A 14590-nucleotide genomic window follows, 5' to 3' on the forward strand; every position below is an offset into this window, starting at 1 on the left:
TCACGCATGCCCTTTACCTTCGCGCACCCGGCCCTGGTTTTACCATTAAAACAACTTCCCAAAAGGTGGATTTCTATGACAGCGCTGGTGATGGGTAGCATGGTACCCGACTTTGAATATTTTTTCAGGATGCGGGTGCGCAGCATTTACAGTCATACCCTATCCGGCTTGCTTTGGTTTGATCTGCCGGTAGGGCTATTGTTGTTTTTGGTCTACCATAAAATAGTAAAAGACAAGCTGATCGATCATTTGCCTATTCAGCTTAAGCAACGGCTTTCCAAATTTAAAGGCAATACCCAAAGCGGTGTTTCACCGGAATACATCGCTGTAATTGTAATATCAATACTTATAGGCAGCACCTCCCACTTATTGTGGGACAGCTTTACTCACCCTGCCGGCTATTTTGTTATGGCCATCCCGGTCTTAACGTATACTATCCATATCGGAGATCATCAGTTATATGGTTACAAATTAGCCCAGCATGCCAGTACGGTATTGGGCGGAGCAGCCATACTATGGGCTTTATTGATCATCCCTAAAGACATAAGCAGCAACGTTAATGATATTTCTGGCTACTGGCTCAAAGTGTTGAGTATTACTATTGCAGTAACTACAATCCGATTAATATGCGGGTTAAATTATCATGAGTATGGCAATCTGGTAGTTACCAGCATCGCGGGTATGTTTATTGGACTAGTGGTTGTATCTTATCAACACACCACAGAAGCCTCGCAAATTAAGTAGGGGGTTTATTTTTGCCATGCTGAATTGAGTGAAGCATCTATTGTTTACCAAGCATAGTTTAATAGCAGATCCTTCGTTCCTAAGGATGACAAATTATGTTTCCCGCGTTTTACCCCCCTGTCGGTTTTGTTCTATTTTCCCTTTTCATGGTCCTATAACTTTGATAAAAAATTAATGACCATGAAAAATCAGGAAAACAACAAAAAACAAATATTGGTACTGGGTGGTACCGGAAAAACCGGCAGCCGTGTAGTGAGCAAACTACAACAATTGGGCTGGCCTGTACGCGTTGGCAGCCGTAATGCCGCCATACCTTTCGATTGGAACGACCAAAGCACCTGGGGCCCGGTGCTGCAGGGCATCGATTCCGTTTATATCGCTTATCAACCCGATCTGGCCGTTCCCGGCGCTACCGACACCATCCGCAATCTAGCCAAACTGTCCATAGCCAATGGGGTCAGCCATTTGGTACTGCTATCGGGCCGTGGCGAGGAAGAAGCGCAGGCCTGCGAAAAAATAGTAATGAATGCCGGCGTTAACTGGACCATTTTGCGCGCCAGCTGGTTTAATCAAAACTTTAGCGAAGGCTATCTCCTGGATCCTATCCTGTACGGACAGGTTGATCTGGCCGTTGGTGATGTCCCCGAGCCTTTTATTGATGCGGATGATATTGCCGACGTAGCCGTAGCCGCGCTAACCACCGATGGCCATGCCGGGCAATTATATGAATTAACCGGTCCGCGATTGCTTACTTTCCACGATGCTATACAGGAAATAGCAACGGCTCTTGGCACCCCCGTTCAATATAACCAAATTTCGATGGATGATTATAAGGCGATGATGCGCGAATATCAGATTCCCGATGATTATATCTGGCTCATCAGCTACCTTTTCACCGAAGTATTGGATGGCCGCAACGCCAGCCTCGCTGATGGCGTAGAACGTGCACTGGGCCGTAAACCCACCGATTTTTCGGAATATGTACGCAAGGCTGTAGCCGCTGGGGTGTGGCAGGTTAAGGCGTAATTTAAACAAAGCCGGCGATGCCGATCAAATTCCCTCCCCACGGGAGGGGTGCGGCCGGATGTGCTGTGGCAGGGAGGGGTTCTCTGCACAATTCAATAAACCCCTCCCTACCCCTCCCAAGGGAGGGAATCGCACACACCCTTACTTTTTAGGGTGTCACCCTTTTTTCCGGTTTTACTTCTTCACCGGATAAAGCGACTCAATAGCCACCACATCACTTGGGGTAAATGGTCGGTCGGTACCATCGCTGCAGGCCAGCATCCATGATCCGGGTTCGCCGCCTATGGGGGTGCCGGGGATATAAAAAGCAAGGCCCCCTTCGTCAACAGGTAATTTAAAGAAAGCCTGTAAGATCCCTATCCACGAAGAAGTATCATAACCGCAGCTATAGGCCCTGTTCTGGAAATCGGTATGTCTGAAACCAATGGCATGCCCTATTTCGTGCGCGATAACGGTAGTAAGCTCGCCTTTATCCACAAAAGTATGGGTATACCTGGAACTATTAAGCGCGATAGGCGTGGCCGGCCTGCCATCGGGCCCGGGAAAGCCAGACGACTGGCCCAGGATGTTGGGATCGCCAAATTGCTGCCCCTGGATCAAGATATCCTCCTTGTCTGTCGAGGCCGAATCCAACAGCGTAAACGTCAATGTCAGGTTCAGGTTGTTATAGCGTTTAATGGCATTCCTGGCCGCCGTGGTAAATACCTGTTGCGATGCACCCGCGCTCACCTTTACCTTAATAGCGTTGGTTAAACCGGTAACTATAAACAAGGTGCGATACTGTTCGGTCACTGGTTTTTTGAATATCACCTCATTCACATGCTGACTTTGAAAATCAAGATCAGCCTGTTTCAGTAAAATATCTCCTTCTACAATAAAGCCTCCTTTAACCCGCACCGCGTTGGTGGGCGAAAACCCGGCTTTGGCAATGCTTAACTGCTCGTCCTGGGTGAGCGCCGTACTGGCAACCTGCGGTTCGTTGGGAGCACTACTCTTTTTACAGCCTATAGCGGCTACAATGATTAATAAGATCGCGAAAAGCATTGTTTTTGGGAGATGTAGGGATTTTTGTTTCATTTTTGGTCGGTAAATAATAGATAGTTATACAAAATAAATAGTTGCTTATTAGGCAATAAATATAACCGCATTTATTACACATATTTAAAAATGCACAAATTGAATAAATATTAATAACCAATAGTTAAATTGATAAACATTTAAATGAAGGTTGCTGAAGTAAGGGGACCATGTAAACAGGAATCTGTTATAATTAAACCTTTGCCGGTTTTTTAAAGCGCAGGTTCATGGCGGCGATGGCTATGATAATGAGCGCCACGCCGGCCCATTGTATAGGCATTACGCTTTCATTAAGGATAAAGTGTGCGAATAAGATAGATACCGGTATCTCTACCGAAGATACAAGGCTGCCCAAACCTATCCCTGTTTTGGGCAAACCTTTGGTAAACAGCAGCGGCGGCAATATGGTACCGAACAGGGCCAGGAAAGCCCCCCATTTCCAGATCACCGAAAACTGAAAATCTCGTATAAGCTCCACATTCCAGAAGATCAGGATAGCTAACAACCCGCCCAGTACCAGGTACATACTCCGTTTTACACCAGGCAGGTGCAGCGCTATTTTGTTTGACGAGTACATGGCCACTGTATAGCTCATGGCCGATAGCAGGCCGAATATCAAGCCACGTCCGTTAAAATTTACCCGCGTATCAAAAATATTGGTGGCCAGTAAAGTACCCGCTATCACAATAAGCGCCGCGATGATCTTTTTGGCTTCGGGTGTTTGCCGGGTAAGCACCCACTCCAGGATGATACCCATCCAAACGGTTTGCATCAGCAAAATAATACAAACAGATACCGGTAGGTATTGAACAGAAAGGTAATAAAAAGTGCTGGTGAGCCCCAGCGAAGTACCTGCCAACAGCATTTTTAACCGAGGGTTTTTATCGTCTGCTGGTGCTGCCTCTCTTTGTTTTTTGCTAAACAGGCTCATGATCAATAAAACCACAAAACCAATGAAAAACTGCGAAAAAGTGATCTCGCCGGTATGGTATCCCTGGCCGTGCGCCACTTTTACAAAAGTGGCCAGCACCCCATAACTCGCTGCGCCAAGCGCCACCAATAATATCCCGCGTATCTTTTCCATAGTATTTTATTGTGGCGCAAAGGTCGGCTAAAGGTGGCGTATAAAACGTTTACAAATGTTGAGGTTTGGGGAATATTACTTTTTGATGAAATGGGGCCCTTATGCTTGCTGCTGAACCGGACGAAAATTATTACGCGCGTCATTGCGAGGTACGAAGACAACCGACCGGAGGAAGCTCATTAATACTTATACAGCCCCCTCTGCACATCGGGGATTGCTTCGTACCTCGCAATGACGCGCGGTTGGATGCAGGCGCTTGAATAGGTTGTATTTATGAATTACCTTTTTTAAGATTTTTGTGCAGCAGCAGATCCAGACTGAATTTTCCGCCGCCGCTGATGATCAAACCAACAGCTACGCCAATCAACAGCAGGTGGTATTCAAAGCCTTCGCCTTTTTGATTGCCAAACCAGTTCATAAAAAAACCGTTCTGCAGATGCACGTTTGCAATCATCCCCAGGAAAAGGACCACAAAGGCTATGGCAAACCAGCGTGTGCCTAATCCGAGCAAAATGAATATGGTACCAAAAAACAAAAGAAAAATAACCAGGAAGGCGATGATCCAGGGCAGACCGGTATTGGTAAAATAAGCCATTGATCCCGAGAAGCCGTGCCCGCCAAATGAGCCTAATAATAACTGGGCTCCATGCGGCCAAAGTACAATGGCCAACGTAAGCCTTAAAACCAGCGAAGTGATATTTATTTCTGTTGCTATGGTTTGTTGAAGTAATGCTTTCATGTTTTTAATTTTATGAACGCAAATTTACCCGGGTGGTAAATATCCTTCAATGAACTATGTTAAGGCGCCATCTTAACTTAGTTTAAGATTTTTTGGCAGCTATGCGGGTCTTCACCTTACTCAAAAACTCGGGTGTAATACCCAGGTACGAGGCGATGAGGTATTGCGGCACGCGGTTTTCCAGGGCCGGGTATTTTTTTACAAAACGCAGATAGCGCTCGTCGGCCGTGGTGCTCAGGGCGTTTAAAATACGTTCGTTTTGGGAGATGATAGCATTCTGGTACAGGATCCTGAAATAGATATTCAACGCGGGTATCTTGTTGAACATTTCATCCTTAAGCTCCCTTCGCAGTTTAATTACCTCGCCCTCTTCCAGGGCTTCCACATGGTATTTGGAGGGCGCTCCGGTAAAAAAGCTTTGCAGATCTGTCATCCACCAACCTTCCATAGCAAAGGCGGTGGTGTGTTCAACACCTGTTTCATCTAAAAAGTAGTGGCGCAAACAACCCTTTACCACAAAATATTCGGCATTGGCCGGGTATGGCGGCTCCACCAGCAGCTGGTTTTTACGCAGTTTGCGCACTTCCAGATAGGTTGAAAGCAATGCCGCGTCATCATCAGATAAAGTAACATGCTCGCGGATCTTTTCTATAATGGTTTCAAACATATGGTGAATCATGTACAGGTTCTGTAAAAGTAGTGATTTTTGGAGCAAGGATTTGGAGAGCAAGGATTTTGGGAACAAGGAGCAAAGACGGAAGGAGAAGATTTAAAAAGTTGGGACTATTTTATTGTGTCATCCTGAACGCAGTGAAGGATCTATTCTGCGGTATGCATGTTGCCAAATAGATCCTTCGGTCCTCAGGATGACAAATTTCTTTTTATCCTTGTTCCTTCCGTCTTTGCTCCCAAAGTCCTTGTTCCAAAAGTCCTTGTTCCTTATTCCAAAAATCCCTTCTTCCTTAATCTGTATCAGTATTCCCCGGTTCTGTATAAATTATCCCGGCGAGGCCCAAATACCTTTGTCTTATTAAATTAATTCAATCATTAAAACAATGTCAAAGACAATTTTTATAACCGGAGCTTCCCGTGGATTTGGAAAACTTTGGGCCGAAGCATTTTTAAAACGTGGGGATAAAGTAGTAGCCACTGCACGTAACCTGGATAGCCTTGCCGACCTGGTAAGCACCTATGGCGATGCCATATTACCTATACAATTGGATGTAAACAACCGCGAGGCCGACTTTGCAGCCGTTGCACAGGCTAAACAACATTTTGGCTCTATCGATGTGCTGATCAACAACGCCGGCTACGGTCTGTTTGGCGCCATTGAGGAAGCTACCGAGCAGGAAGCCCGCGAACAAATAGAAACCAACGTATTTGGTTTATTATGGATTACCCAGGCCGTATTGCCAGTAATGCGTGCGCAGGGCCATGGCCACATCATCCAGCTATCAAGCGTGGTAGGTTTGGTTACGCTGCCTGTTTTGGGTATTTACAATGCTACTAAATTCGCGGTTGAAGGTTTGAGCGAAACCCTGGCCACCGAGGTTGCGGGTTTTGGCATCAAAGTAACCCTTGTGGAGCCAAACGGTTTTGCTACCGATTGGGCTGGCGCATCAGCTGTACATTCAGAAGCCATACCGGCTTATGATGGTGTAAAAGCCGCTTTCCAGGCTGGTTTAACTGAGGATATTTTTGGTGTACCAGAAGCTACATCAGAAGCTGTATTGAAACTGGTTGATAGCGAGAATCCGCCGCTGCGTTTGTTCCTGGGTAAGGTAGCTTTACCATGGGTAAAACAGGTTTATGAACAACGCCTGGCTACCTGGGAAGAGTGGCAACCTGTAGCAGCTGCAGCTCACGGCAAATAAGCCATTGTTAATTTTACTTTAACCCAACTTAATAACCCGGCATAATTCATACTTTTAATAGTGTGAATTATGCTTTAATTATTTCTGATCATGAAACATTATAAAAGCCTGGCCCAGATGAACCACGATAACGGTTTTCCGCCTCCCGAAAATCCGCTGCTTTACCTGGTACGTTGCAACAATATATGCCATATTGTTGAACAGGAGTTTACCAGCGATTTTTACCTGATCGGGTTAAAAAAAATAGTATCGGGCATGTTCCTGTATGGCCGTACCAGGTATGACCATGATAATGGTTCCATGTCGTTTGTAAAACCACGGCAGATCACCGAGTTTAAAAACATGAGGTTTGAGGAAGATGGTTTCCTGATACTGATGCATGAGGATTACCTGAACGGACACCCGCTGTATAACGAGATTAAAAAGTACGATTATTTTGAGTACGAAACCAATGAGGCCCTGCACCTTTCGCCCAAAGAAGAGCAGATTATCTGGGGCCTGTACAATGAAATCAACACCGAATACTACAACAACCAGGACGAGTACAGCCGCGATATTATTTTGGGGCACATTGAATCCATCTTAAAATATTCTCAGCGTTTTTATAAACGGCAGTTTATTAACCGGATTGAGGTGACCGGCAAAATGGCTTCCAGGTTTAATGGCGCGCTTTCTGCCTACTATGAAAAAGGCCATTTGTTGGATAAAGGCCTGCCCACTGTTAAATCGATGGCTGCCGAACTTAACCTGTCGCCAAATTACCTGAGCGATCTGCTGAAACAGGAAACCGGCAAAACGGCTATGGAACTGATCCATATCTCCTTAATATCCGAGGCTAAAAACCTGCTCAAAGGATCACACCAAAACATTGCCGAAACCGCTTATACCCTGGGCTTTGATAACCTGCCCTATTTTTCGCGCTTGTTTAAAAAAGAAGTTGGGATCAGCCCTGTTCAATTCCGTAAACAGATCATGAATTGATCTGCAGGCTGGTTATACACGCTTCGTGATCAAATTAACTTAGCGTTAAAGGGTGTTTTAACCTAGCATAAGCAACGCCAGCCTTACAATATCATCAAAAACGGCTTTTTCGCTGGTTGATTTGGCAGTTACCTGCATGCCCTTTACCGTATTGGCGATAGAGCGGGCTATGGCTCTGCCGTCTTGAGCATGATCAATCTCTCCGCTGTCCTGGCCTTTTTTAATAACCTGGTAAAAAGTATCCTCCATCTGCTGATCGTTCCGGCAAACCATCTGCTTTACCTCAGAATCATGCGGAGCATTCTCTACCTCGGCATTTACCATGAAACAACCCTTGCGACTATGATCGCTCAATAACTCGTTGGAAACAAACTCCAGTATCTGTTTAATGGTTTCTTTGGCAGGCAGGTTGCTGGCCACTATCTGTGATATTTTATCCGAGGCCGCGCACTGATAAGTTTGCAGGGCTTTAATAAACAGCGCATGCTTGTCGCCATAGGTATCATACAAGCTCGACCGGCTGATACCCAGCCCATCCACAAGGTCTTGCATAGACGTACCATTGTACCCCTTTAACCAAAAAAGATCAATGGCCTTATTCAGCACCTCATTTTCATCAAACTCTTTAGTCCTTGCCATAATTGCAAATAGCTTTGCCTAATAATTAGGCAAAGCTATTGATTGAACGTCAGGAATCAAGAAACAAGTGTCAAGAATCAAGAAAAAAACTCAATTACCTTCAACACATCATCAAAAATAATTCCTGGTTCCTGGTTCTTGTTTCCTGATTTCTGACTTTAAGCCTTACCTTACACCGCCACCGGCCAGCAGGGTTTCGCCGGTTAACCAGCGCGACTCTTCGGAGGCCAGGAACACGGCTACCAGCGCAATATCTTCTGGTTGCCCAATACGGCCCAGTGGGGCTGTACGTTCTGTTTCGGCCTGAAAATCGCTGCCAATGAAACCAGCGGTATGTGTACCCTCGGTTTCAACCATACCCGGGTTAATGGAGTTAACACGGATTTTTTTAGGGCCCAGCTCTTTTGATAATACATGGGTTATGGCATCAACCGCGCCTTTGGTAGCTGTATAAATAGAGCTGCCAACCGGGGCGATATTGCTCACCACCGAACCAATATTGATGATACTGCCACCGTCGGCATTAAAGCTTTTTAATGCGCCTTGTGTTGTGAGCAATAAACCCAGTACGTTGGTGTCAAACTGATTGTGAAAATCTTCGGCACTGATTTCCTCGATGGCGCCAAATTTATAAACACCGGCATTGTTCACCAGGATATCAACCGCGCCAAAAGCTTTGGTGGTTTCGTCAAACAAACGGCTGATGTCGCCTGCTTTTGAAACGTCGCCCTGCACGGCTATGGCTTTGCCGCCATTGCTTACAATTTCTTCAACCACTTTGTCGGCGCCAGCCTTTGCCGAAGCATAATTAACTACTACAGATGCTCCTGCTGCCGCCAGGCTTTTAGCAATACCGGCACCAATACCTTTTGATGCTCCGGTGATAACTGCTACTTTATTTTCTAATTTTTTCATTTTAGGAATGATTAATTTTTTCTTATTTGGAATAATCGTTCCGCAAATATATGCCATAACGGAACATTCGTTCCGTTTTAATTATAATATTATGCAGGCATGACAAATGGGGAGATTTTCAATGCTCTTCTTAGATATTTACAACATCGCGAAAAGCCTTAAAAACAACACATTATATAGAAATTGTTACTGGAAATGGGAATAAGAACACTGCGGCATCTGGTGTGATCCGATTAATGTCAATTACCTGTCGGGCAGGAATTATCAGTGAAGGTCGCGTAATATTTGAATCCTGTTATCAGGAGCATCCGGAGCAAAAAAATCAGGGATAGTGCTTGAGGTCCTTCTTGGTCGGGTAAGAAAATCTGCCGGCCACTCCGTTAACCTTTCTTCTTTCACGTGTATATATTTACCTGGCTCTGGCTCACCTATATATTCCTCTTGCAGAATAAGCGCTAATGGAGGTTCAGCTCCCTGAGTGTCCTCCGAAAACTGGAGGGCCTCTTCGTAGTTATCAAAAAAATAATAATAGTCACCCTCTTCATCAATATCAGGAGCTCCGTCCTCGGGATGGCACCATACCCGGTATTCTAATACCTCATCCCAAACATAACCACCCCCCGATTTTACGAACGCAGGATATGTGCCTACTAACTCCTGATTTTTAACTTTTGGGTATTTTGACATCTAAATTTTTAATTGCTTCACCCGGTTATTCTTTTACTTTCTTTAAAAATTTACCCTGCAGATCGTCCATCTCCGCATCGTAGTCTTTTCTACCGAAAAATGCATCTGGATTATAACCGCTGCCGGGTTTGTGTTTGCCTTGAAGATCAAACTGACTGGCATGGGATGCCAGCCAAATATCAAACGACAGCTTTTTCATGGCATCCAGCGTGTAAGCATAATCTTTGGCAATATTGGGGTACCCGGGTATCTCCGAGAATTTTTTATCGGTAACTATAGTAGGCATATTAGCAATCAGCACCCGGTATGATCGTTTCTGATCTTTCACCTTAAACAAAAAACTACAGGAACCTTTAGTATGCCCTGGATGATGGAGCATAACCAATTGCATATCCCCTAATTTGATGATATCCCCGTTATGCAATATCCTGTCAACCTGTACCGGTGCGTAATTGCTGATGCTACCCCCGGTGGAGTAATCTGAACGGCCGCCATCGGCTACTATCGGCGCGTCGCCATAGTCCACCATCATTTTGGCGCCGGTTTGTTTTTTTATGGCGGCCATTGCGCCCATGTGGTCAAAATGCGCCTGGGTGGTTAAGAGTGTCCTGACATCTGCAAATTTGAACCCCAAAGCTTCGATATTGGCTTTAATAAGGGGAGCCGAATCTGCCAACCCTGTATTAATGAGTATATGGCCTTTGGGTGTAGTAATAAGATAGCAAGCCAGCTCATACGTGCCCACATAATACAGGTTACCGGCTATTTGAAATGACGGAAACGGCTTTGACCAATCGGTATTGGTAATTGCAGGCTGCAATACTTGCTGAGCCGATGCGCCAAACCCCAGGCACAAAAAACAGATCAGCAAGCAAACCCTTTTAAGCTTTTTTACAGTCATATATAAACGAATGAACAATAAGCTAAAATATTGTTCATATTGCGATTAAAAAAATCTAATTACTCCGAAGCACCTTAAATACACTCCGGCTTATCCGTTGTAAAATCGTTGCATCCTGGGTGATAATTTCCGCACTCGCTATCATGCCTTGCTTCAGGTGGATGGGTTTCTTCATATCCGACGCGCTTCTAACTTTAAAATCCACTTTAGAAATAAAGACACTGTCTTTGTAAGGGACATCCGCAATATAGCTGATTCTGCCCCTGATCATGCCATACTCTTCAAACGGGTAGCTTTTTAATTTTACCAATACCTCCTGTCCTTCTTTAACCTTACCCATGTTATCCTGGGGGATAGCCATTTGACCAAAAAAGGCTTCGTTGCCCGGGTTTATGTTAAAAACTTCCTGCCCGGTGCTAAGTACCTGGTTTTCCTGAACAATACCGGCATAGGATAATTTACCTGCCTGGGGGGCGGTTAAAATATACTTGCTTTTCCAATCTTCGGCCTGGCTGATCAGGCTGTTGAGCGCCTGCAGGAATTTGGCTTTTTCTTCCCTGATCTGGTTATCCAACTCCAGTATATCTTTTTGTTTAGCGGCATAGTTATTATTCGCGGTGATCAGGGCCGATTCTGTTTGTACAAGGGGTTCTTTTTGGGCCAGGTATTTACTTTCCTGCTGCCTGAGTTCGGCCGGGGTTTCTACCTTTTCTTTCTCCAGCTTTTTATGCATCTGATAATCATCGTCGGCTATAGCAAAATTGCGCTGCTGTATCTGTTTTTGCTGATTGAGCTGCTGTGTTTGCTGAGTAAGTGCCAGAAGATCATTTTGCAAAAACGCTCTCTTCTTTAAATAAAACCCATCATTAACAGCCGATTTATAATTCAAATACTCCTGGTAAAAAGTTTGATAGGCCGATTGCAGCTCGCCTAACTGGATATTATCTGATTGTGAAAAAAGCACCGCGCTAATGGGTTTATTTTGCAGCACCTGGGTTTGCAGACTCTTTAAATTTGCAGCCAGTCGCCAGATCTTGTCATGATCGCCCGTGCTTTCCAGATAGGCCAATGCCTGGCCTGCAACAACCGTAGTATTTTCTTTTACCAAAAGCCTGATCAGTTTACCAGGTACTTTGGCAACTACGGGTTTTGGCGAATTTGGTGATTCTACTTTAAGTTGTGTTTTAACAATATCCGGATATTTTACCAATGCCGACAGGGATACGATCAGTACCAGGATGCCAAAAAACAAGGTAATGCCCCAGCGCAATATCCATGAAGGCACCGTGGTAATAATATCCTGCATATCATCTGTATGCCTCTCCTGTCCGTTATTATTAATATATGTTACCGGCATAATTGTCTGAATCAGAATTTACAGAATTTTAGAATTAATAAAATGGATTTAAAACAATTGGCTAAATCAGAATTTACGGAAAGTATCATGAAAATTCTTTAAATTCTATAAATTCTGATTCAGACACATCTAATCTCATGCGCCCAGCTCCAATTGATTTTTAACTAATTTATAGTAGTCGCCTTTAAGCGCGGTTAACTCCTGATGCGTTCCCTGCTCAATGATACGCCCTCTATCCAATACAATAATATTATCGGCATTGCTCACCGTACTTAACCGGTGCGCAACAATAACCACGGTACGTCCTTCAAAAAACTCATCCAGGTTATCCATGATCACCCTTTCATTATTGGCATCTAATGCGTTGGTAGCCTCATCAAAAAATATATAATGTGGGTCTTTATAAACAGCGCGGGCTATCAGCATCCGCTGGCGTTGCCCCTGGCTAATACCGTTTCCTTCGGCCCCTATTTTGGTATTGAGCCCCAATGGCAGGCCATCAATAAAATCCTGGATATTGGCGATCTTTATGGCATTCCTCAATTTGGTTTTATCCGGATAGTCATCACCCACGGCAATGTTACGTTCTATGGTATCTGAAAAAATAAAGCCATCCTGCATAACCACACCGCAGCCGCTGCGCCAGGTTTTAAAACCTATATTACTTATTTGCTGGCCACCTACTTTAATTTCTCCTTTTTGAGGTTCGTAAAAACGCAAAAGCAGTTTTAATATGGTTGTTTTTCCGCTACCGCTCATGCCCACTATAGCCGTGGTTTTGCCCTGGGGAATAACTATATCTATATTTTCCAACACCAGCTCATTTCCGGCACCGGGATAACGGAAAGTAAGATTACTGAGGGATAAACTTTTATTTTCGGGCAGGGCATGGCTCCATTCCTTATCAACGGGCTCCTCATCCTCCATCTGGTGAATTTCGTTCAAACGTTCCAGGCTGATCTTGGCATCCTGGAAGCCCTGAATAAAGCCTAATAATTGTTCAATAGGACTGCTTAACTGCCCAACAATGTATTGCACCGCAACCATGGCCCCTAAAGTGAGGTTACCGGTGATTACCGCCTGGGCGCTTAAAAAAGTGATCAGTATGTTTTTGCCTTCGTTAATAAAGGTAGCGCCGCCCTGCTGATATTGATTAAGCGCCAATGTTTTAACACTGAACTTAAATAACCGGGCCTGGATATGTTCCCACTCCCAGCGTTTTTGCTGCTCGCAATTGTTCAGTTTAATTTCCTGCATACCGCTTATCAGCTGCACAATGCTGCTCTGGTTTTTGGCCGAAATTTCAAAACTTTTGTAATTCAGCGCTCTGCGCCGTTTTAAAAAGATCACGATCCACGCGGTATACAAGGCGCTGCTAACCGCGAAAACAAAAAATATAGTTGCATTGTAATAAGCCAGCACTATCGAAAAAATAAGCAGGTTAAACATGGAGAAGAGCGTGCTTAACGTAGATCCGGTTAAAAAGCTTTCAATCCTTTTTTGATCACTCATGCGCTGCAGGATATCGCCGGTCATTTTGGTATCAAAAAAGCTCATGGGCAGTTTCATCAGCTTGATTAAAAAATCGGTAAGGATAGAAACGTTAACCCGGGTACTGATATGCAGCAGGATCCACGACCGGATAAAATCAACACTAACCCGGCCTATAATGAGCGCCGTTTGCGCAAACAGAATGATATAAATAAAATTAAGATTGCGGGTATTAATGCCAATATCAACTATAGACTGTGTTAAAAAAGGCGCGATGAGCTGCAATAAACTGCCGATACCCAGGCCAAATAGCAGCTGAACAACCAACCTGCGGTAAGTGATGAGATATCGCAGCAGGAACGACCACCTCACTTCACTCCCCTTTTCATCCTCCTGTTCATAAAACTGCGGAGTAGGCGAAAGCAACAGGGCGATGCCCTCCATGGTTTCTGTGTCACTTTCCCAATTGCGTTTAAAATCTTCTTCGCTTAGGGTTATCAATCCATCGGCTGGGTCGGCCAGGTAGTATTTATGATTTTTAATCTTATATAATACCACAAAATGATTTTGCCGCCAGTGCAGGATACAGGGCAGCTCCGCCTCTTTTAGCTGTGCGGCATTGATCTTAACCCCCATTGACCTAAAACCAATTTTCTCGGCAGCATCGCTAATACCCAATAAGGAAACGCCTTCTTTGTTGATCTCACAAAGCCGCCTTAACGTTTGTACGGTGAAATTACGGCCATAATGTTTCGCGATCATCCGCATACAGGTAGGACCACAATCCATTTGATCGGGTTGCTTATAAAAAGGGAAGGCCATTAATCTGGATTTTATTATTTTATATTATTATATGAAGATAAAGATAAATGTAATACTTAAGGTAGTGGGGAAATTAGTATTATTTCTATATCGTTTTTTAGGTTGCCGCTAAACAAGTAAACCCACGCGGCCAAAATCAATTGAAGCGGCGCCATTTGTTAAATATGTTAAAGCATAAGGCTAATACGGATTTAAGTATTAAATTAGGGCTAAATTTTAAACGCACCTGAATGACGGCATAAATACCAACTTT

Annotated in this window: 14 protein-coding genes; 4 read left to right on the forward strand and 10 right to left on the reverse strand. The window is 44.4% G+C overall.

What is annotated here, in order from left to right:
• Positions 1–6: 6 nt before the first annotated feature.
• Positions 7–744 (forward strand): DUF4184 family protein, encoded by a 738-nt coding sequence (locus tag FHW89_RS05780; RefSeq protein WP_172334076.1) that lies wholly within the window; start codon positions 7–9, stop codon positions 742–744.
• A 180-nt stretch (positions 745–924) separates the two neighbouring features.
• The gene (locus FHW89_RS05785) at positions 925–1770 is read left to right on the forward strand and encodes an NAD(P)H-binding protein (protein ID WP_172334077.1); all 846 of its coding nucleotides are present in this window, start codon (positions 925–927) and stop codon (positions 1768–1770) included.
• 174 nt (positions 1771–1944) lie between these two features.
• Here the strand turns inward: FHW89_RS05785 and FHW89_RS05790 are convergent, their stop codons facing one another.
• The 4 genes from FHW89_RS05790 to FHW89_RS05805 form a co-directional block, all read right to left on the reverse strand.
• Positions 1945–2814, reverse strand: a complete 870-nt coding sequence (locus FHW89_RS05790; protein ID WP_172334078.1) for a M57 family metalloprotease — start codon at positions 2812–2814, stop codon at positions 1945–1947.
• 226 nt (positions 2815–3040) lie between these two features.
• Positions 3041–3931, reverse strand: a complete 891-nt coding sequence (locus FHW89_RS05795; RefSeq protein ID WP_172334079.1) for a DMT family transporter — start codon at positions 3929–3931, stop codon at positions 3041–3043.
• A gap of 271 nt (positions 3932–4202) precedes the next feature.
• Entirely contained in the window at positions 4203–4670 is a 468-nt protein-coding gene (locus tag FHW89_RS05800; protein ID WP_172334080.1) for a DoxX family protein, read from the reverse strand.
• Between the two features lie 82 nt (positions 4671–4752).
• Positions 4753–5349: a Crp/Fnr family transcriptional regulator gene (locus tag FHW89_RS05805; RefSeq protein ID WP_172334081.1), complete on the reverse strand. Its 597-nt coding sequence runs from the start codon at positions 5347–5349 to the stop codon at positions 4753–4755.
• Positions 5350–5725: 376 nt separating this feature from the next.
• On the opposite strand from FHW89_RS05805, the gene FHW89_RS05810 reads away from it, so the two are divergent.
• Both FHW89_RS05810 and FHW89_RS05815 read left to right on the forward strand, forming a co-directional pair.
• A complete protein-coding gene (locus FHW89_RS05810; RefSeq protein WP_172334082.1) occupies positions 5726–6544 on the forward strand; it encodes an SDR family oxidoreductase in 819 nt (272 codons plus the stop codon).
• A 90-nt stretch (positions 6545–6634) separates the two neighbouring features.
• Positions 6635–7525, forward strand: a complete 891-nt coding sequence (locus tag FHW89_RS05815; RefSeq protein ID WP_172334083.1) for an AraC family transcriptional regulator — start codon at positions 6635–6637, stop codon at positions 7523–7525.
• 57 nt (positions 7526–7582) lie between these two features.
• Here FHW89_RS05815 and FHW89_RS05820 read toward each other — a convergent pair whose 3' ends face one another.
• The 6 genes from FHW89_RS05820 to FHW89_RS05845 all read right to left on the reverse strand — a co-directional run bounded on the left by FHW89_RS05820 (position 7583) and on the right by FHW89_RS05845 (position 14337).
• On the reverse strand, positions 7583–8164 hold the full coding sequence (locus FHW89_RS05820) for a TetR/AcrR family transcriptional regulator (RefSeq protein WP_172334084.1): 582 nt from the start codon (positions 8162–8164) through the stop codon (positions 7583–7585).
• Positions 8165–8329: 165 nt separating this feature from the next.
• A complete protein-coding gene (locus tag FHW89_RS05825; protein ID WP_172334085.1) occupies positions 8330–9079 on the reverse strand; it encodes an SDR family NAD(P)-dependent oxidoreductase in 750 nt (249 codons plus the stop codon).
• A gap of 264 nt (positions 9080–9343) precedes the next feature.
• Entirely contained in the window at positions 9344–9766 is a 423-nt protein-coding gene (locus tag FHW89_RS05830) for a GCN5 family acetyltransferase (protein ID WP_172334086.1), read from the reverse strand.
• A gap of 25 nt (positions 9767–9791) precedes the next feature.
• Positions 9792–10667, reverse strand: a complete 876-nt coding sequence (bla, locus tag FHW89_RS05835; RefSeq protein ID WP_172334087.1) for a subclass B3 metallo-beta-lactamase — start codon at positions 10665–10667, stop codon at positions 9792–9794.
• Between the two features lie 55 nt (positions 10668–10722).
• Positions 10723–12024 (reverse strand): HlyD family secretion protein, encoded by a 1302-nt coding sequence (locus FHW89_RS05840; protein WP_172334088.1) that lies wholly within the window; start codon positions 12022–12024, stop codon positions 10723–10725.
• Between the two features lie 135 nt (positions 12025–12159).
• Complete coding sequence (locus FHW89_RS05845; protein ID WP_172334089.1) at positions 12160–14337, reverse strand: peptidase domain-containing ABC transporter; 2178 nt, start codon at positions 14335–14337, stop codon at positions 12160–12162.
• Between the last annotated feature and the right edge of the window lie 253 nt (positions 14338–14590).

It is taken from the genome of Mucilaginibacter sp. SG564 (assembly GCF_013149275.1).
Lineage (GTDB): Bacteria > Bacteroidota > Bacteroidia > Sphingobacteriales > Sphingobacteriaceae > Mucilaginibacter.